General features: G+C 62.9%; 14 protein-coding genes and 2 tRNA genes. 2 read left to right on the top strand and 14 right to left on the bottom strand.

Annotated elements, in window-relative coordinates; all coding sequences use genetic code 11:
• The 4 genes from rpoB to DXH78_RS12955 all read right to left on the bottom strand — a co-directional run bounded on the left by rpoB (position 1) and on the right by DXH78_RS12955 (position 7,953).
• Complete coding sequence (gene rpoB, locus DXH78_RS12970; RefSeq protein WP_115517427.1) at positions 1 to 4,131, bottom strand: DNA-directed RNA polymerase subunit beta; 4,131 nt, start codon at positions 4,129 to 4,131, stop codon at positions 1 to 3.
• 444 nt (positions 4,132 to 4,575) lie between these two features.
• On the bottom strand, positions 4,576 to 4,953 hold the full coding sequence (rplL, locus tag DXH78_RS12965) for a 50S ribosomal protein L7/L12 (protein WP_115517426.1): 378 nt from the start codon (positions 4,951 to 4,953) through the stop codon (positions 4,576 to 4,578).
• Positions 4,954 to 5,003: 50 nt separating this feature from the next.
• Positions 5,004 to 5,522: a 50S ribosomal protein L10 gene (gene rplJ / locus DXH78_RS12960; RefSeq protein WP_115517425.1), complete on the bottom strand. Its 519-nt coding sequence runs from the start codon at positions 5,520 to 5,522 to the stop codon at positions 5,004 to 5,006.
• 523 nt (positions 5,523 to 6,045) lie between these two features.
• Positions 6,046 to 7,953 carry an FAD-binding monooxygenase gene (locus DXH78_RS12955; protein WP_115517424.1) on the bottom strand — a complete coding sequence of 636 codons (1,908 nt, stop codon included), beginning with the start codon at positions 7,951 to 7,953 and terminating at the stop codon, positions 6,046 to 6,048.
• A gap of 115 nt (positions 7,954 to 8,068) precedes the next feature.
• On the opposite strand from DXH78_RS12955, the gene DXH78_RS12950 reads away from it, so the two are divergent.
• Positions 8,069 to 8,542, top strand: coding sequence for a MarR family winged helix-turn-helix transcriptional regulator (locus DXH78_RS12950; RefSeq protein ID WP_115517423.1), 474 nt, complete (start codon positions 8,069 to 8,071; stop codon positions 8,540 to 8,542).
• A gap of 16 nt (positions 8,543 to 8,558) precedes the next feature.
• On the opposite strand, the gene DXH78_RS12945 is transcribed toward DXH78_RS12950, so the two are convergent.
• From DXH78_RS12945 to DXH78_RS12900, 10 genes are all read right to left on the bottom strand, one after another.
• On the bottom strand, positions 8,559 to 8,840 hold the full coding sequence (locus tag DXH78_RS12945) for a hypothetical protein (protein WP_245416809.1): 282 nt from the start codon (positions 8,838 to 8,840) through the stop codon (positions 8,559 to 8,561).
• A gap of 97 nt (positions 8,841 to 8,937) precedes the next feature.
• Positions 8,938 to 12,165: an autotransporter domain-containing protein gene (locus DXH78_RS12940; RefSeq protein ID WP_147292636.1), complete on the bottom strand. Its 3,228-nt coding sequence runs from the start codon at positions 12,163 to 12,165 to the stop codon at positions 8,938 to 8,940.
• 277 nt (positions 12,166 to 12,442) lie between these two features.
• Positions 12,443 to 13,141, bottom strand: a complete 699-nt coding sequence (rplA, locus tag DXH78_RS12935; protein WP_115517421.1) for a 50S ribosomal protein L1 — start codon at positions 13,139 to 13,141, stop codon at positions 12,443 to 12,445.
• A 5-nt stretch (positions 13,142 to 13,146) separates the two neighbouring features.
• On the bottom strand, positions 13,147 to 13,575 hold the full coding sequence (gene rplK, locus DXH78_RS12930; RefSeq protein WP_115517420.1) for a 50S ribosomal protein L11: 429 nt from the start codon (positions 13,573 to 13,575) through the stop codon (positions 13,147 to 13,149).
• 100 nt (positions 13,576 to 13,675) lie between these two features.
• Positions 13,676 to 14,236 (bottom strand): transcription termination/antitermination protein NusG, encoded by a 561-nt coding sequence (gene nusG, locus DXH78_RS12925; RefSeq protein ID WP_115517419.1) that lies wholly within the window; start codon positions 14,234 to 14,236, stop codon positions 13,676 to 13,678.
• Between the two features lie 35 nt (positions 14,237 to 14,271).
• Positions 14,272 to 14,466 (bottom strand): preprotein translocase subunit SecE, encoded by a 195-nt coding sequence (gene secE / locus DXH78_RS12920; RefSeq protein ID WP_115517418.1) that lies wholly within the window; start codon positions 14,464 to 14,466, stop codon positions 14,272 to 14,274.
• 196 nt (positions 14,467 to 14,662) lie between these two features.
• Positions 14,663 to 14,738 (bottom strand) — tRNA-Trp (locus tag DXH78_RS12915).
• Between the two features lie 171 nt (positions 14,739 to 14,909).
• Positions 14,910 to 14,983, bottom strand: a tRNA-Gly gene (locus DXH78_RS12910).
• 94 nt (positions 14,984 to 15,077) lie between these two features.
• The gene (locus tag DXH78_RS12905; protein WP_115517881.1) at positions 15,078 to 16,289 is read right to left on the bottom strand and encodes an NnrS family protein; all 1,212 of its coding nucleotides are present in this window, start codon (positions 16,287 to 16,289) and stop codon (positions 15,078 to 15,080) included.
• Positions 16,290 to 16,368: 79 nt separating this feature from the next.
• A complete protein-coding gene (locus DXH78_RS12900; RefSeq protein ID WP_115517417.1) occupies positions 16,369 to 17,061 on the bottom strand; it encodes a cyclic nucleotide-binding domain-containing protein in 693 nt (230 codons plus the stop codon).
• Between the two features lie 245 nt (positions 17,062 to 17,306).
• Between DXH78_RS12900 and DXH78_RS12895 the strand changes: the two genes are divergently transcribed.
• Positions 17,307 to 20,066: a nitrate/nitrite transporter gene (locus DXH78_RS12895; RefSeq protein WP_115517416.1), complete on the top strand. Its 2,760-nt coding sequence runs from the start codon at positions 17,307 to 17,309 to the stop codon at positions 20,064 to 20,066.
• The last annotated feature ends 8 nt before the right edge of the window (positions 20,067 to 20,074 follow it).

Raw genomic sequence — 20,074 nt, 5'->3', positions numbered from 1 at the left:
TTATTCGGCGGCTTCCGCCGTCGGTCCCTGGCCGAGACCCGGGGCCTTGGAGTTGTGCAGGTCGACGTTGAGGCCGAGCGAACGCATTTCCTTGACCAGCACGTTGAACGACTCGGGGATACCCGCTTCGAACGTGTCGTCGCCGCGCACGATCGCCTCGTACACCTTGGTGCGGCCGGCGACGTCGTCCGACTTCACCGTCAGCATTTCCTGCAACGTGTAGGCGGCGCCGTAAGCCTCGAGCGCCCAGACCTCCATTTCGCCGAAACGCTGGCCACCGAACTGCGCCTTGCCACCGAGCGGCTGCTGGGTAACCAGCGAGTACGGACCGATCGAACGGGCGTGGATCTTGTCGTCCACGAGATGGTGCAGCTTCAGCATGTAGATGTAGCCGACCGTGACGTTGCGATCGAAGGCCTCACCGGTGCGGCCGTCATAGACGGTCGACTGACCCGACTGGTTCTGGCCCGCAAGTTCGAGCATGCTCTCGATGTCGCTTTCCTTGGCGCCGTCGAACACTGGCGTCGCAATCGGAACGCCGTGACGAAGGTTGTTGCCGAGTTCGATCAGGCCGTCCTCGTCGAGCGACTTGATGGTCTCGTCTTCGCCATAGACCTTCTTGAGCATCTCCTTGAGCGGCTTGGCGTCGTGCTTGAGATTATAGGCATCGACCGCCTGCCCGATCTTAAGACCGAGCCCGGCGCAAGCCCAGCCGAGATGCGTCTCGAGGATCTGACCCACGTTCATGCGGCTCGGCACGCCGAGCGGATTGAGCACGATATCGACATGCGTACCGTCGGCGAGGAACGGCATGTCCTCGATCGGCACGATGCGCGACACCACACCCTTGTTGCCGTGACGACCGGCCATCTTGTCGCCGGGCTGGATCTTGCGCTTCACCGCAACGAAGACCTTGACCATCTTCATCACGCCGGGCGGCAGCTCGTCGCCACGCTGCAGCTTCTCGACCTTGTCGAGGAAGCGCTGCTCGAGCAGCTTCTTGGACTCGTCGTACTGCTTCCGGATCGCTTCGATCTCGGCCATCAGCTTGTCGTTCGGCGAAGCGAACAGCCACCACTGCGAGCGCGGATACTCATCCAGCACCGCCTTGGTAATCTTGCTGTCCTTCTTGAAGCCCTTCGGACCCGCAATGCCCTGACGGCCTTCGAGCAGTTCAGCGAGACGGCCGTAAACGTTACGGTCGAGGATCGCCTGCTCGTCGTCGCGGTCCTTGGCGAGACGCTCGATCTCCTCGCGTTCGATGGCGAGCGCGCGCTCGTCCTTCTCGACGCCATGGCGGTTGAAGACCCGCACTTCGACGACGGTACCCTGCACGCCCGGAGGCACGCGGAGCGAGGTGTCGCGAACGTCAGAGGCCTTCTCGCCGAAGATGGCGCGCAGAAGCTTTTCTTCCGGCGTCATCGGGCTCTCGCCCTTCGGCGTGATCTTGCCGCAGAGGATGTCGCCGGCGTGGACTTCCGCCCCGATGTATACGATGCCGGCTTCGTCGAGGTTCTTCAGCGCTTCTTCCGAAACGTTCGGAATGTCACGAGTGATTTCCTCGGGGCCGAGCTTGGTGTCACGCGCCATCACCTCGAACTCTTCGATGTGAATGGAGGTGAACACGTCTTCCTTCACGATCCGCTCGGAGAGCAGGATCGAGTCTTCGAAGTTGTAGCCATTCCACGGCATGAACGCGACGAGCACGTTGCGGCCGAGCGCGAGTTCGCCGAGGTCGGTCGACGGACCGTCCGCGATGATGTCGCCCTTTTCGACGCGATCGCCGACCTTCACCAGCGGACGCTGGTTGATGCAGGTCGATTGGTTCGAGCGCTGGTACTTCATCAGCCGATAGATATCGACGCCCGGCTTGGTCGGGTCCATCTCGCCGGTGGCGCGCACAACGATACGCGTGGCGTCTACCTGGTCGATGACGCCGGCGCGGCGCGCGGCAATGGCCGCGCCCGAGTCACGGGCAACGACGCTTTCCATGCCGGTGCCGACGAACGGCGCTTCGGCGCGAACCAGCGGCACCGCCTGGCGCTGCATGTTCGAGCCCATCAGCGCGCGGTTGGCGTCATCGTTCTCGAGGAACGGGATGAGCGCCGCAGCGACCGACACGAGCTGCTTCGGCGACACGTCCATGAAGTCGACCTTCTCCCGCGGAACCGGGTGAACGTCGCGGTTCGAACCGTCGCGGCAGATAATCATCTCGTCGGTGAACTTACCCTTGGCGTCGACCGGAGCGTTCGCCTGGGCGACCGAGTAACGGCCCTCTTCCACCGCCGAAAGATAGATCACCTCGTCGGTGACGCGGCCGTCCTTCACCTTGCGATACGGCGTCTCAACGAAGCCATACTTGTTCACGCGCGCGAAAGTCGCGAGCGAGTTGATCAGACCGATGTTCGGACCTTCCGGCGTTTCGATCGGGCAGATGCGGCCGTAATGCGTCGGATGCACGTCGCGCACTTCGAAGCCTGCACGCTCGCGCGTCAGACCGCCCGGGCCAAGCGCCGACAGGCGGCGCTTATGGGTGATCTCGCTGAGCGGGTTGGTCTGGTCCATGAACTGCGAGAGCTGCGACGAGCCGAAGAATTCGCGCACCGCGGCGGCGGCAGGCTTGGCGTTGATCAGGTCCTGCGGCATGACGGTGTCGATATCGACCGACGACATACGCTCCTTGATCGCACGCTCCATGCGCAACAGACCGATGCGGTACTGGTTCTCCATGAGCTCGCCGACCGAGCGCACGCGGCGATTGCCGAGATTGTCGATGTCGTCGATCTCGCCCTTGCCATCGCGCAGGTCGACCAGCGTCTTGATGACCGAGAGGATGTCTTCCTTGCGCAGAACGCGCATGGTGTCCGGCGCGTCGAGCTCGAGGCGCATGTTCATCTTCACGCGACCGACGGCCGAAAGATCGTAACGCTCGCTGTCGAAGAACAGCGAACGGAACATCGCCTCGGCGGTGTCCACCGTCGGCGGCTCACCCGGACGCATGACGCGATAGATGTCGAACAGCGCGTCTTCGCGCGTCATGTTCTTGTCGATCGTCAGCGTGTTGCGGATGTAGGCGCCGACATTGACGTGGTCGATGTCGAGCAGCGGCAGTTCCTTGTAACCGGCTTCAGTGAGAACCTTGAGGTTCTTCTCATCGAGTTCGGAGCCGGCTTCGAGATAGATCTCACCAGTCTTCACGTTGACGAGGTCTTCGGCGACGTAGTGGCCGATCAGCTCCTCGTCGGCCATGCGCAGCGCCTTGAGGCCTTTTTCCGCAAGCTGCCGAGCCTGACGCACCGAGAGCTTCTTGCCGGCTTCGACCACAACCTTGCCGGTGTCGGCGTCAACGAGATCGTTGACCGCCTTGTAGCCCTTCATGCGGTTGGCATCGAAGGGCACACGCCAGCCGTCCTTGGTGCGCTTGTAATTGACGTGCTTGTAGAACGTCGCGAGGATCGCCTCGCCGTCGAGGCCGAGCGCGTAGAGCAGCGACGTCACCGGAATCTTGCGGCGGCGATCGATACGCGCATAGACGATGTCCTTGGCGTCGAATTCGACGTCAAGCCAGGAACCGCGATACGGAATGATGCGGGCGGCGAACAGCAGCTTGCCCGACGAGTGCGTCTTGCCCTTGTCGTGATCGAAGAATACACCCGGCGAACGGTGCATCTGCGAGACGATGACGCGCTCGGTGCCGTTGACGATGAAGGTGCCGTTCGACGTCATGAGCGGGATATCGCCCATGTAGACATCCTGCTCCTTGATGTCCTTGACCGACTTGGCGCCCGTCTCTTCATCGATATCGAACACGATGAGGCGCAGCGTCACCTTCAGCGGCGCGGCAAAGGTCATGCCACGCTGGCGGCACTCGTCGACATCGTACTTGGGCTGTTCGAACTCGTACTTGACGAATTCCAGCATCGACGAGCCGGAGAAGTCCGAGATCGGGAAGACCGAACGGAACACGGCCTGCAGACCTTCGTCGAGACGACCGCCTTCCGGCTCATTGACCATCAGGAACTGGTCATAGGAAGCCTTCTGAACCTCGATGAGGTTCGGCATCTCCGCAACTTCTTTGATCGACCCGAAAAATTTGCGTACGCGCTTGCGACCGGTGAACGTCTGCGCCATCGTTTGTTTCTCTCAATTGTTTTCGGGGTAAGCGCGGGCGCCTCTCCGAAAAGCCGCATTCCATCGCGGCAATCAGGACAGGCGTCGGGGGCTACCCGGTTCTCTTAAGCGATTCGGAAAGGACGTCCGAACCGCACTCACTTCACAAAGTCAGGAACCAGGACCACTCTTAAGGGCGGCTCGTGGCGGCTGAGCCCGGATCGACCTTGCGGTCGAGGCTGGCCCGGCTCTTTTAAGTCCGACATCCTCGGGCGTAACTCCCGGGAATATCGATCGTTTGTCGGAAATGGCGGGCTCTTGGTAACCCGGCACTTCCCCTAGATAGTCAGCCTTCGATCTTTTACGACCCCCGGACCGGCTCGCGCCGGCCCGAGAATCGAAAACTGCAGCAATCCCCGGGTATCGCTGACGCTCGCCCGGGGATTTCGCCCAAGTAACCTAGGGTTACTTGAGGTCAACCTTGGCGCCGACCTTCTCGAGCGTGGCCTTGATCTTCTCGGCCTCGTCCTTGGCAACGCCTTCCTTGACGGTCTTCGGCGCGCCTTCGACCAGGTCCTTGGCTTCCTTGAGGCCAAGACCGGTGAGAGCACGCACTTCCTTGATCACTTCGATCTTCTTGTCGCCAGCCGAGGCGAGAACGACGGTGAACTCGGTCTTCTCTTCGGCGGCAGCGCCACCGGCGGCGCCGGCCGGGCCAGCAGCCACGGCAACAGCAGCGGCAGCCGAGACGCCCCACTTCTCTTCCAGCATCTTCGCCAGATCCGCCGCTTCGAGGACGGTCAGGCTCGACAATTCGTCGACGATCTTCTGCAGGTCAGCCATTTTCGTAGTTCCTATCGGTTTCGAACCAGTTGGGTTGTTTCAGTAGGCCGTCAGGCCGCTTCGCCCTTGGAGGCATATGCCTGGACAACGCGCGCGACCTTGGCCGCGGGAGCGTTGGTGAGCTGCGCGATCTTGGTCGCCGGCGCCACGAGGAGGCCGAGGATCTTGGCACGCAGTTCGTCCAGCGACGGCAGCGAGGCGAGCGCCTTCACGCCGTTCTGGTCCAGGGCAGTCTTGCCCATCGATCCGCCGAGGATGACGAACTGTTCGTTCGCCTTGGCAAAATCGGATGCAACCTTCGGCGCAGCGATCGGGTCCTTGGAATAAGCAAGAACCGTCGGCCCCTTCAGAAGGGGCGCGATCGAGGCGACGTCGGTGTCCTTGAGAGCGATTTGGGCGAGACGGTTTTTCGCGACCTTCACCGAACCACCAGCCTGCCGCATCTGCTTACGCAGCTGCTGCATCTGGGCGACGGTGAGGCCGGCATAGTGAGCCACGACGACGACCGACGAGGTCTTGAAGACCTCGGTCAGCTCGGCGATGGACTCCTTTTTTGCCGCTCGATCCACTGCAAGCTCTTTCCGGTTTGGCGGCTTCCGCACGTTGCGGGAACCACCGGGTTACGTCCGGCCATCCCGCAATCGGCGCCACAAGTGGACGCAGTTAGGCAGGACAACCACGAAGCCTGCCCCCGAACATGAACTTCGGTCATGAATCTGACCGCCGTCATGCATCGGTATCCGAGGTTCGAACCGATCCGGCGCCCTGCATAGGAACGCAAAATCAGTGTCTCATCCCCGTCTGTGCTGGTCCCGTCGCGGGGATTAAGCGTCAGGCTCAAGAGGAGCCATCGGCACCGGCAGTCTTGGACAGGTCCGCGCTCTTTTTTCTCAGGTGACGTCACCGAAATGACGCCGGAACCCCTTCCAGAAGACCATCAGGCTTTCTAAAAGGACTGTTTTCCGATCACCATTGAGATTGAGAGACGCGCAAAGGCATGCCGACAATTGGGCCGGCACGCCCTCGGGGACACGTTTAGTGTCTTCCGCCGCCCTTGCCAAGGGGGAATTTTACGGAAATTCCCTCAGTAGATCAGGCCTGAGGCACCAGGAAGCCGCCGAAATAGGCCGAAAGCTCCCCGAAACCGTCCAGCGGCAGCACCTGGCCAACATATTGGTCCGGTCGGACCACGACCAGACAGCCGCGCTCCCGGTCGATGCCGCGCCGGTCGAAAATATCCCGGCCGCCCTTCAAGTCAGGAGCAAAGGCCTTTTCGTAGTCGGTCAGCCCGAATTTGCCCTTGGCCGGACGCAGCAGCGCGGGGAGCCCGCCAACGTCGATGTCGCGGTGGCCCTGCTGAAACACGGCGCGGAGGTCGATGACCGCGTCAATATCGGCGCCCTTTGGCGTGTAGTGACGCACCGGCGAGTCCGGCGAGCCGCCCAGAAACTCGCACAACGCCCGGATCGGGCCACCGGCCTGCCCGGCATCGCCCTTCGGCGCAAAGGCCAAGAGGCGCCAGCGGCCATCGGCCTTCACCGTGTGCCCGAGTTCGACCGCCATGGCGTCGGCGACGCGGATCACCGGCGCCGAGTGAAATCGCATTCCGATGGCGAAGCCCTTGGCGAGATACTGATGCGTCGCCTCGCCGGTGAGCAGCACCGGCCGATAACGGGTTGCAGTGCCGGCGGTGTAGCGGCCGTGCTGAACGAAATAGCGCTGCGTCTCGGCCGGATCGGCGCCCTTGGACGACGAAATGACCTGCGCCCATTCGCGGTCGAAGTCGATCAGCTCTTTGGCAACGGCGTGCCGCTCGGCGGAATAGGTTTTGAGCAGATGCGGTGCGGCGCGCTTGCGCAGCACCGCGGCGAGCTTCCAGCCGAGATTGAAGCCGTCCTGCATCGATACATTCATGCCCTGCCCGGCTTTCGGTGAATGGGTGTGGCAGGCGTCGCCCGCGATGAAGACGCAGGGCACGGCGTCGGCGCCGTCCGCGACATCGTCGAACTTGTCGCAGAGGCGCTGGCCGATCTCATAAACCGACCACCACGCCACTTCTTTCACGTCGAGCGTATAGGGCCTGAAAACGCGCTGCGCGGCCGCGATCACATCCTCGGCCACGATCTTGCGATCGGATACGCGTTCGTGCTCGGCGAGCTTGTCCATCTCGACATAGATGCGGAACAGATAACCGCCCTCGCGAGGGATAATGATCACCGAGCCATCCTTCGCCGACTGGATCAGGCACTTCATGCGCACATCGGGGAAATCGGTGCCCGCGAGCACGTCCATCACACCCCAGGCATGATTGGCGGAGTCGCCCTGCAGGGTGCGCCCGATCGACTTGCGCACCGCGCTGCGGGCGCCGTCACAACCGACGACATAGCGCGCCTGCACCGTTTCGATCTCCGGATACTGGCCTTCCTTCATGTGCTCGATGCGCGCGGTGACGCGATGCGCATCGGCATCGTTGCTATCGCTTATTTCGAGGTCGACGAGGCGGCGCGAATAGTAAGGCTCGATCTTCGCGGCCGACCGGCGCATGACATCGAGATAGAAGTCATGGACGCGCGCCTGATTAAGCACGACATGGGGGAATTCCGACAGGCCATCCTCGACATCCTGGATGCGGCCCGAGCGCACAATGTGCGCGGGCTGCTTGTCGTCCGGCCGCCAGAATGTCGTCTCGTTGATCCAGCAGGCTTCCTTGAGAACGCGCTCCGAGAAGCCAAAGGCTTCGAACATCTCCACGGTGCGGCAGGCAATGCCGTCGGCCTGGCCGCGCAACAGCGGCCCGGGCTTCTGCTCCACAATGCAGGTCTTGATATCGGGGAACGCCGACAACTGAGCCGCAAGCGTCAGCCCAGCCGGGCCGCAGCCGACGATGAGTACATCGACTTTCCTCGGCAGCGCGCCCACCGAGCCGGCCGGCGGCAAACGCAACTCCGGATCGGCAATCGAAGGATCGCCCGGCTCGAAACCGTTGAGATGAAACTGCATGACGCCTCCCCGGCCCTGAACTTTGCCCTGCCGCCTTGTTGGCGCGGCGGTCGCTTTTGATATTGATCAGTATGCTGATTATCAGTATACGTGTCAAACCGGCGGAGGGACGGCTGTGAGCGAACTCAATGAAAAGCCCGGCCATCTGGCGCGACGCTTCCAGCAGATCGCGGTCGCCGTGTTTCATGCCGAGGTGGAAGCCGCCGGCTATGATCTGACTCCGGTGCAGTATGCGGCGCTGGCGGCGATTTCGATGCGCGCCGGCCTCGATCAGGCGACTTTGGCCGGCCTCATTGCCTATGACCGCACCACCATCACCGGTGTGGTGGACCGGCTGGTGCAGAAGGGTCTGGTGGTCCGGCAACCGAGTCCGCGCGACCGGCGCGCCCATGAATTGCAGATCACGGCCACCGGCAAGAAAACCTTGCGGGGCATCGAGCCCGCGGTCGTCGCGGCGCAAAAAAGCATGCTGCGCGGGCTGACCGCATCGGAGTCCAAAGAACTGATGCGTCTGCTGCACAAGGCGATCGACGCCGGCAACGAACTCAGCCGTGCACCGATGCGCGAAATGGCTACTGCGAAATCCTGATCAGCGCAGCCCTTGGCTACTGACCGCCAGGTCGATCCGGCCGCCGCACCGCAATCGGCTGGCGCGCCAGTTCGCGCGTCGCCTCGGCAACAACCGCAGCGCCAAAGCGATGGCGCGCAACAGACCACAGTTTCGAGGCAATGCCGGTGGCCGTCAGGCGCAGCAGGTTCTCGTGGTGGCGCATGCCCTTGCCGCCCGGCACGAGGCCGAGCGGACGAACGAGGCAGTAATCCCCGTTCGACATACGCACGAGTTCAACATCCTTGAACTGTCGCTTGAAGACTTCCGGCAGACGCATGGGGCTGCATGAAATTCATTGCGGCTGATTCGGTCAATTGACTGAAGTGCAGTCACCCGGCGCCTGAGAGAACAAAAACAGACCGTAGCGCCGCCGCTTACCACGCATACCGCAAGCTGCCCTTGCCCGCGTAGCTTGCCGTCGTACGCGAGAACTCGCCATCGAATGCGGCGCCGGCCGACCAGCCGCGACCAAGAGCGATGTCGGCACCGAACGAGATGAGCGCGGAATTTGCCGCCGGCGCCGCGCCCTCGACGGTGAACGTCGCGCCAGGCAGTTGCTGAAACGTCGCGGTGGCCGCCGGACTGTTATTCCAGTCGTGCGCCCAGGCCAGCTTGCTCTTGAGCACGATCGGCTTGTCGCCAAGCATCGCCGCCTTGTCGAAGCGGGCGCCCAGTTCGCCGCGCGTCGCGGTGAACGAACGCGCGCCGTAGGACAAGGCAAACTGATTGCTGCCGCTCACCGCGCTCTCGGCATAAGACGGCATGAAGAAGGTTGTCGATTGCAGGCCGGCATAAGGCGTCACGCCCATCCAAGACGTGACAAAGCGATAGCCGCTTTCAACTCGCGCGGCGAAAGTCTGCGCGTTGAAACTTGCCTCGAGCCTGTCGGTGCCCGACACCGTGACCGTGCGGTCGGTGGTGACCTGCTGCCAGCCGTAGCCCAGCGCGCCGGAAACATAAGCCGCGCCGGCTTGATGGCGCATGTAGACGCCGGCCTGGAATATGTCGGCCCGCCCGCTGCCGCCGGACACGCCGAAGCTGGACCCTGCCCCGCCCATCGCAAAGCCGGCGACCGTGTCCGCCGCAAATCGATACTCGGCGCCGGCGGCAAGACCATATACCCGGCTGGTGGTGTCGCTCGAACCGGTGCGGGCATCGCCCTTCACCGTCGAACTGCCGCCATAGCCCGCGCCCCACGCGCTCCAGCGCGAGTTGAAGTCCGGCATGCGACGGTCGCGCGGCGTCACGGCTGCGTAAGCGTCGGCCGCGCGCGGGTCGAGCTTCACCTCCGCCGCATAGCCGCTGGCTCCGCCACCGCCCGCCGATCCGCCGCCCTGCACGACCAGCAGATTCATGAACTGGTTCGACGCAGCAAGGCTGGCCTGCAACGGCGCCGCGCCGATCTCGCCGGAGAGCTGCGTCAGCGCCCCCAGCAGCGCATCGCCGGAAAGATTGAATACATAATCGAGACCGGAAGGCAGCGTTGTGCCCGCCGCGACCACACCGTCCATTGCCTGCGCGACGGCGCGCTGGTTGTCGGTCGCATTCGACGGCAATGCCGGCGCGAGCTGATAGGCATCGACCGTGAGCAACACGTCGCCCGCCGTGTAGGTGAGCACCGGATTGCGTAACGCCATCGCATAGGTGACGGCGTTAAAGGTACTGCCGCCGAGACCGCCGCTTTGCACCAGCGTGTAGGTTGTGCGGATGCTGTTGTGGCCGGTGATGACCAATGTGCCGCCCAGTGTCGTGCCGCCGCCGCTGGCATTGATCCGGCCGGAGGACGAACTGCGCAGACCAATGCTGGTCGTCACGCCCGCGGTCCCCGCATAATTGCCGGTGTTGAGCACGCTGCCCGCGCCGACCGTGACGCTATCGCCGTTGAGCGTGTTGCCGGTGACATTGACGATGCCGCCATCGGCGATCGCGAGCGCGCCGGTACCTACGCCGCCCAGTCCGACGATCAGACCGCCGGTGAAGGTCGCGGTCGAGCCCGCGCCCGAGACGCTGACGACACCGCTTGAACTGGCATTGTTGCCGATGATGCCGTTGACCGCCGTCACGGCCGCGCCGCTCCGCACGTTGAGAATGCCGGTGCCGTTGTCGCCAACCGTCAGATCGCCGGTGGCGGTCAGTGAAGCGCCGCCGCTGACGTTGAGCGTGCCGCTGGAGCCGTTGCCGAAACCGACATAGATGTTGGCCGCCGTCGCCGATCCGCCATCCTGCACATTCAAGGTGCCGATGCCGAGGCTGCCGACCTGCAGATCGCCGGTGGCGGTGACCGACGTGCCGGCGCCCGTGATGGTCATGACAGCGGTGCCGCCGGCGGCTTCGCCGACGGTCCAGTTATTGCCGATCGTCACGGTCGATCCGCCGCTGACCGTCATCGTGCCGGACGAGCAGTTGCAGGTGCCGATCGACAGATCCGTGTTAACGGCGAAGGTGGCGCGATCAAGAATATTGACCGTGCCGATGCTGTTCCAGCCGACGAAGACGTTGTTGGCATTCCACGTCGAGCCGAGACCGGTAACAGTCACCGTGCCCCGGCTTCTATTCGTGCTGTCGTTGCCGAGAATGACGTCGCCGCTGTTCAGCGCGCCACCGTTGCGCACCGTGATCGTGGCATTGCCGCCGGCCGTAGTGCCGTCATTGCCGCCAATCACCAGACCGGAGCCTGTGTCGTTCCAGGCCGAGCCGGTGCCATCGATGATCACCGTGGCGGTCGCGCCGGCGCTGTAGCCGAAATAGGCCACGCCGCTGGTCGTGTTGACCTGACCGCCGCTGGTGACGTTCACCGTGCCAGAGCCGACAAGCCCGACGAACATCTGGTCGTTGGCGGTGTAGGTGCCACCGTTGGATACGTTGAGCGTCGCGGCACCACCGATGCCGGGCGTTCCGACACTGCCACCGAGGACTGTATAGCGCGTCGTGGTCCAGACCGAGCCGGCACCCGAAATGTTGATGGTGCCGCTACCCTCGGTGTTGGCGCCGATAACGGTATCGTGGCCGACGTTCACCGTGCCGCCGTTTGAAAGATTGAAGACGCCGGTGCCAAAATTGCCGATGAAGCTGTCGTGACTGTTGGTCCACGTGCCGTTGTTGACGGTGACGGTGCCGCTCGCGCCTTGCAGATGGCCGACATAGCTGTCGACCGACGTCGCCGCCGCACCATTCTGGACGGTGAAGGCGCCGGTCCCGGTCGCACCGACGACGACCATGCCACCGGATGTCGGCGCTCCGGTCACAGTGAAGGTCGTGCCGGCACCGTCGAGGATGACCGTGCCATTCGCACTGGTGGCAGGGCCGGACATTCCGCCGCCGACGACGGCAATGTTGTTGGTGATGGTGACACTGGCGCCGTTGTTGACGGTCAAGCGGCCCGTCGCCGTGAAGCCGACATTGAGGCCGTTGAGATCGACCGCCGAATAACCGCCGGCCGCGCCACTGAGCACGGTGGAATTCGGCGTGACGGTGTCGAGCGTGGCGCTGTCACCGGCCACAGGCGCGGTGGTGCTGTCCCAGTTGCCGGCGGTGAACCAGTCGGTGCTGGCGCTGCCGTTCCAGGTCTGGGCGGTCTGGGCGGCCGCCGGCCAGACGGCCACAGTCAGCGCCGCGCCGGCCAGCCATGCGTGACGCAGCCGGTGCGCGGCATGACCGCACACAGCTCGGGCCGACTTCCCGCACGACTGTCCCAACACCGCAACGTCTCCCAACGCGCGGTCAGCGCGCGAACCTCAGGAAAACGATTAGAAAGCAAGAGCGCGGCGCCCGTCTCGGTAAAGGGCTGATTTCAGAAAAATTTAAGAAATGGCGCGGCAATCGCTCAAAAAAAGGCCGGGCACAAGGCCCGGCCTTTCAATCTGGTCGCTCAAAGCCGCCTTACGCCTTCGGCGCCGACAGCGTCGCGGTATCGACCTTCACGCCCGGGCCCATGGTCGAGGAGACCGAGACGCGGTTGATGTAGGTGCCCTTAGCGCCGGCCGGCTTGGCCTTGTTCACGGCATCGACGAACGCCATGATGTTCTGCACGAGCTGTTCCTCGCCGAACGACGCCTTGCCGACGCCGGCCTGCACGATGCCGGCCTTCTCGACGCGGAACTCGACCGAACCGCCCTTGGACGCCTTCACCGCATTGGTGATGTCCATGGTCACGGTGCCGACCTTCGGGTTCGGCATCATGCCGCGCGGGCCGAGCACCTTACCGAGGCGGCCGACCAGCGGCATCATGTCCGGGGTGGCGATACAGCGATCGAAGTCGATCTTGCCGCCGTTGACGATCTCGAACAGATCCTCGGCGCCGACGACGTCGGCACCCGCGGCCTTGGCCTCTTCCGCCTTGGCGCCGCGCGCGAACACGCCGACACGCACGGTGCGGCCCGAGCCGTTCGGCAGGTTGCACACGCCGCGCACCATCTGGTCAGCATGCTTGGGATCGACGCCGAGATTCATCGCCACTTCGATGGTCTCGTCGAATTTCGCCTTGGCGCGCTCCTTCACGAGCTTGATCGCCTCGGGCAGCGAATAGGCCTTGGCCGGATCGACACCCTGCTTGATTGATTCAGTACGTTTGCCTGCCATGACCGTTACTCCGCCACCTTGAGGCCCATCGAACGGGCAGAACCTTCGATCATCTTCATCGCAGCTTCGATGTCGTTGGCGTTGAGGTCCTTCATCTTCTGTTCGGCGATTTCCTTGACCTGCGCCTTGGTCACCGAACCGACGAAGTCGCGGCCCGGGTTCTTCGACGCCGATTCAAGCTTGGCCGCCTTCTTGAGGAAGTAGGAGACCGGCGGGGTCTTCAGTTCGAAGGTGAACGAGCGATCCTGATAGGTCGTGATGACGACCGGGATCGGCATGTTCTTTTCCATCTTCTGGGTCTGCGCGTTGAACGCTTTGCAGAACTCCATGATGTTGAGGCCGCGCTGGCCCAGCGCCGGACCGATCGGCGGCGACGGGTTGGCAGCGCCGGCGGGCACCTGCAGTTTGAGGAATCCAGTGACTTTCTTAGCCATATACTCTCTCCATTAGTGGTTCGGATTTTGACAGCTGGCTAAGCCGCCTCACCTCCCACGTCTCTATGCCCCGGCGGAGATTTCCGCCGGAGATAAACGATCAGACCTTTTCGACCTGACCGAATTCCAGTTCGACCGGCGTGGCGCGACCGAAGATCGACACCGCGACCTTGACGCGCGAGCGCGCTTCGTCGACTTCCTCGACCGTACCGTTGAACGAGGCAAACGGGCCGTCCGACACGCGGACCTGCTCGCCGACTTCGAAAGTGACCGACGGCTTCGGCCGCTCGATGCCTTCCTGCACCTGCTGCAGGAGGCGCATGGCTTCGGCGTCGGAAATCGGCATCGGCTTGTTGTCGGCACCGAGGAAGCCGGTGACCTTCGGCGTGTTCTTGATGAGATGGAAGACCTCGTCGGTCAGCGCCATCTTCACCAGCACATAGCCGGGATAAAACTTGCGTTCCGAGTTGACCTTGCGGCCGCGGCGCACCTCGGTGACAGTCTCGGTCGGAACCAGGACGTCATCGACGAGGTCTTCGAGGCCGCGCTGCTTGGCCTGCTCGCGGATCGACTCCGCGACCTTCTTCTCGAAGTTCGAATAGGCATGCACGATGTACCAGCGCTTCGGCCGGGTCGTGATGGTGGTGGCGGTATCTGTCATCGCTGCAATGGCCTTCAGCTATCAGCCGTCAAATCTCAACCGCCAAGCCCGAGCACGAAACTCACGGCAAGACGGATCACTTGATCGGCGACCAGAAAAAAGATCGAGGCGATCATGACCATGACGAAGACCATCGCCGTCGTGATCATGGTTTCCTTGCGCGAAGGCCAGGTGACCTTGCGCGTTTCCTCACGCACTTCCTGAAGAAACTTGAACGGAGACGTTGCCATTCAATTCAATCCTGACATCAAAGTCGCAGGCAACCCGCTTTATTCAGGGTCACCGAATGATCTAAGTACGCGGGAGCGAAATTGCCGCTCTAATCCGTCGCTCGCAATTCCCTCGCCCGAAGACCGTTTCCGTGTGGACCTGCCGGCGTCCGGCTGCTTCTGGCCTGGATAGCCAAAACAACAAGCCGGGCCGCCTTGGCAGGGGCGGCAGGGTTCGAACCCGCGACCCCCGGTTTTGGAGACCGGTGCTCTACCAGCTGAGCTACACCCCTCCGGAAGCGGAAGCGGCGGACCATAGAAGGGTCCGCCGCCGCGACTTCATGCATGATAGTGCGCGGCTTTGCAAGAGCTTAAGAGGCACCCCGATCCGGGCGGAATCCGGGCGAAATGGCCTAGCCGAACCGGTTTCCCGGACATTTAAGTACGGCGGTGGAATGAGGGCTTGGAGCGGGTGAAGGGAATCGAACCCTCGTATTCAGCTTGGAAGGCTGCTGCTCTACCATTGAGCTACACCCGCGCCGAGGCGGACAGATGAACCGTATCGGCCTTGCGCTGTCAACCCAAAGCGCGCTCCCCGCCGGTTCAACATATTGATAGGCCACTGTTTTCGGTCAGCAACGGACCTCCGCCCAGGCCGGACGCTGGCGCACCAGGATCGGGCCATAGGTGGCCCCGAACAACGCAAAGCCGCCGATCCACAGCAGGCCCGCCAGTTCCAGCACCGCGGTGTGGCCGGAGAGCGCCGCGGCGACGCGGAGGACCGCTCCCGCGAACACCAAACCGTAGATCGCTTGCGTTGCCGGTCCGGCATGGAGGGGGTGGCCGGTGTGGCCCAATGACGCCCGAGTCATGACCGCCAGAGTCATAAGTCCGATCGCCCCTGCTCCCCAGGCGTGGATACCGGCCCCCGCCGGCAGGTCGGTGACGAGCGCGAGCCCGGTCAGGACGAAGCCGAGCGGCACGAAGGCATAGGCGACGTGCAGCACCAGAACCAGACTGTCACCCGCCGCCCGGTAACCGGCCCAGCGGGCGAGCCGCACCGTCTGCATGACTCCCGCAACCAGCAACGCAATGCCGGCCCGTTCATCGGTCGGCGCGACGATCCATGCCCCCAGCGACACGATCGACACCGCAAGTGTCATTCCATCGTAGCGCGAGAACGGCACGGGCATGCGGCCGGGATTATTCCGCGCCAGCCAGTTGTTGGTGAAGCTCGGCACGATGCGCCCGCCAATCAGGCAGACGAGAACGATGACGGCCGAGAAGGCCAGTCGCAAACTGTAGTCGGCGCCGCCGATCACATAGACCTCGGCATGAAAGAATATGTTCGCTGCCGTCAGCGCCGCGATGATGACGAGCACACGCAGGTTGCGCCAGTTCTTGCCGGCCACGATCTCGCGGCCACAGACGAACCCCAGCGTCGCCAAAAACGACACATCAATCACCGCCGTTACCAGGGGACCGAGGCTCGACGACGCCAGAACCGCGATGCGGCCGGCAAGCCACAGAGCAGCGAGACCGGCGAGCGGCCAACCATTCACCGGCAGCCGGCCGGTCCAGTTCGGGATCGCGGTCAGCAGGAAGCCGGCAATCGCCGCTGCGGCATAACCGAAAATCATCTCATGCACGTGCCAGTCATGCGGACCGAAAGCGGTGACGAAAGGCACCCAGCCGAGATAGATCGGCAGCCAGATGAACACACCGAAGGCCGCCCACACTGAAGCGGCGAGAAAGAAGATACGGAAGCCGTAGGAGAACAGTGCCGGACCGGCGTAGCGGCGGCGGCGACCCAAAGCTGGATTTGAATTGGCGTCATTCGACATGAGCATGATCCCGGCTGGCGTGGCGCCGGCACCGTGACGCTTCATCCGCGACGATGCGTTGATAAATGTCAGAGCCGCGTCAGTCGGCTTCGATCTTCGACGGCTTGGCGAATTCGGCAAGACCGGCGGGATTGTTGATGGTGATCAGCGCGCCATGAGTGCGCACGCCATGCTTCTCGAGCGCCGCGACGCTGCGCGAATAACTCTCCGGCGTCATGCCGAGAAACGACGCCAGCTTTCGCTTCTCGAGCGGCAGCTCGAACTCGTTGCTGCCCGAGCGCTGCGCCATGCCGAGAATCCAGATGGCGAGCCGTTCGGTCGAGGAGCGCATACGGTCATTTTTAAGAACCCGCGTCACGGCGCGATAACGCTTCGCCAGTTCATCGACAATACCGCGTGCGAAGGCCGGATCGCGACTGAAGGCGTCGCGCACCACCTGCGACGGAATCATCAGGATTTGCGAGGGCGCCAGCGTTCGCGCCGACTTAAGATAAGGCTCGTCGCGCATGACGGCAGCCAGAATGAAACTCGATGAGGGATATACGATGTCAATCGTCGTCTCTTCGGCATCGCGGGTGGCATAGAGATCGACCGCACCCTCGACAACGATATAGAGAAAGTCCGGCAATTCCCCTTCCCTGATCAGTTCGGCGCGCGCCGGAAAGCGCTGCAGCATCGACTGCGCCATCAAGTCGGCGAAAGCCTGCTCCGACATTTTCTGGAACATCGGCAAGACCCGAATCGATTGCACATCGGATGGCCGCACCGGCATTTTCGTTATCCCCCGACTCGTCACGCGAACGACATGATGCATGACATGCTCACGACTGCATCTATCAAGCTACACGACTTGATGAACATCAATCGATAGAAACAGTTTCATCAATCATAGTCTTCGCAAATATCAATACTAGTCGAATTCCACACTATTACCAGTCGAGTTGATCAACCTCAAAGTATCATCGTTTTCGGTGGGGCTTCCTGCTCGCGACAATTCAATCGCGAACGGAGAGCGTCATGCCGACGGACACTGCGAAATCTACAGCGGGCCAGGCTCAAGCCCTGTGGATGTCGACCATCGCCTTCACGGTGTGCTTCGCGGTCTGGACGATCTTCGCCATCATCGGCGTCCAGATCAAACAGCAGCTCAATCTCAACGAGACGCAGTTTGGTCTGCTGGTCGGCACGCCGATCCTCACCGGCTCGCTGATCCGTATCTTCCTTGGCATCTGGACCGATCAATACGGCGGCCGCCGCGTCTACACGGTGGTCATGCTCGCGGCCGCGCTTGCCACCTTCCTGTTGACTTACGCGGAGACCTACACAGAGTTTCTGATTGCCGCGCTGGGCGTCGGCATCGCCGGCGGTTCTTTCGCGGTCGGCATCGCTTACGTGTCGCGCTGGTATCCACCGGAGAAGCAGGGCACGGCGCTCGGGATCTTCGGTGCGGGCAATGTCGGCGCGGCGGTGACCAAGTTCATCGCGCCTTTCGTGATGGTGGCCTATGGCTGGCAGGTCACCGCGCAGGTCTGGGCCGTAGCCATCGCGCTGATGGGCATCATCTTCTGGTTCTTCACAAAGGAAGACCCGGTCGAGATGGCGCGCCGCGCCAAAGGCGCGCGCCCGCGAAGCGCATGGCTCGAGCTTGACGCGCTCAAGAATATTCAAGTCTGGCGCTTCTCGCTGTATTACTTCTTCGCCTTCGGCGCCTTCGTTGCGCTCGCACTATGGCTGCCGCGCTATCTTATCGGCGTCTATGGCCTCGACATCACAACCGCCGGCATGATCGGCGCGGCCTATTCGGTGCCGGCAAGTCTGTTCCGCGCCTATGGCGGCCACTTGTCGGACAAGTATGGCGCCCGCCGCATCATGTACTGGATGTTCGGCGTCTCGGTGCTGGTCACCTTCATCCTGGCTTATCCGCCGACAACCTACACGGTGGAGGGCATCAAGGGCCCGATCACCTTCCATATGGCGACCGGCGTCGTCACCTTCACGGCGCTGATCTTCGTGCTCGGCTTCTTCATGAGCCTGGGCAAGGCCGCGGTCTACAAGCACATCCCGGTCTACTACCCGCAGAACGTCGGCGCGGTCGGCGGCCTCGTCGGCATGATCGGTGGTCTCGGCGGCTTCGTGCTGCCGATCACCTTCGGTGTGCTCAACGATCTCACCGGCATCTGGACCTCATGCTTCATGCTGCTGTTCCTGATCGCCGCCATCTCGCTGGCCTGGATGCATTTCGCCATCCGCCGTATGGAGCGCGAAGCCTTCGAACCGACCCTGCGCAAGCTGCCGCAGTTCCCGGAAATGCAGCCAATCCACGAGGAGAAGCACGTCGGCGCGCTCTCCGGCCACGTGCTCGACGAATGGAAGCCGGAAGATCCGGCGTTCTGGGAAGCCAAGGGCCGCGCCATCGCCCGCCGCAATCTGTGGATCTCGATCCCGGCCTTGCTGCTCGCCTTCGCGGTCTGGATGGTGTGGTCGGTGGTCGTCGCCAAGCTGCCGGCGGTCGGCTTCAAGTTCTCGACCGACCAGCTGTTCTGGCTGGCCGCCATGCCGGGCCTCTCCGGCGCGACGTTGCGTATCTTCTACTCCTTCATGCCGCCGATCTTCGGCGGCCGCCTATGGACGTCGATTTCGACCTGGTCGCTGATGATCCCGGCGGTCGGCATCGGGCTTGCGGTGCAGAGCCCGGATACGCCCTACATCTTCTTCCTGACGCTATCGCTGCTGTGCGGCTTCGGCGGCGGCAATTTCGCCTCATCGATGGCGAATATCAGCTTCTTCTTCCGCAAGGCGGAGAAAGGCAACGCGCTCGCACTCAATGCCGGGCTCGGCAATCTCGGCGTCAGCGTCGTGCAGTTCGTCATCCCGCTGGTCATCACCGCAGGGGTGTTCGGCTGGTTCGGCGGCGAACCGCAGGTGGCGAACGACGGCACCAGGCTCTGGCTGCAAAATGCCGGCTTCATCTGGGTGCCGTTTATCGCCATCTCAGCGACCGCGGCCTGGTTCGGCATGAACGACATCGCCGACATGCGCGCCTCGTTCGCCGACCAGGCGGTGATCTTCAAGCGCAAGCATAACTGGCTGATGTGCTGGCTCTATACCGGGACCTTCGGCTCGTTCATCGGATACTCGGCGGGCTTCCCCCTGCTCGCCAAGACCATGTTCCCGCAGGTCGACTCGCTCAAATTCATCTTCCTCGGGCCCCTGATCGGAGCGCTGTCGCGCTCGGCGACCGGCTGGCTGTCCGATCGTTATGGCGGCGGCCGCGTCACCTTCTGGGTCTTCACGCTGATGATCGCGGCGGTCGCCGGTGTGCTGTACTTCCTCGGCATCAAGGATCAGCCGCACGCGTTCTGGGGCTTCTTCGCGATGTTCATGCTGTTGTTCTTCGCCACCGGCGTCGGCAACGCGTCGACCTTCCAGATGATCCCGGCGATCATGCGCGCCGAACTTGTCCGGCTGGAGCCCGGCATGAGCATCGACGTGCGCCAGAAGCAGGCCGAGATGGAATCGGCGGCGATCATTGGCTTCACCTCTGCGGTGGCGGCTTACGGCGCCTTCTTCATCCCGAAGAGCTACGGCACCTCGATCTCGCTGACAGGCGGACCGGAAATGGCGCTGTGGGGCTTCATGGGTTTCTACGTCACCTGCGTCGCCATCACCTGGTGGTTCTACACCCGCCGCGGCGGCCTGCTCCACGACATCGAGCATGGCACGTCACTGCCACCCTCCGCTCCGCGCCCGCCCGTCGCACCGCAACCGGCCGAATAAGGAAACCG

The organism is Undibacter mobilis, assembly GCF_003367195.1.
Classification (GTDB): domain Bacteria; phylum Pseudomonadota; class Alphaproteobacteria; order Rhizobiales; family Xanthobacteraceae; genus Pseudolabrys; species Pseudolabrys mobilis.
The sequence above is the reverse complement of the archived record's forward strand: the minus strand, read 5'-3'. Positions and strand labels throughout refer to the sequence as shown.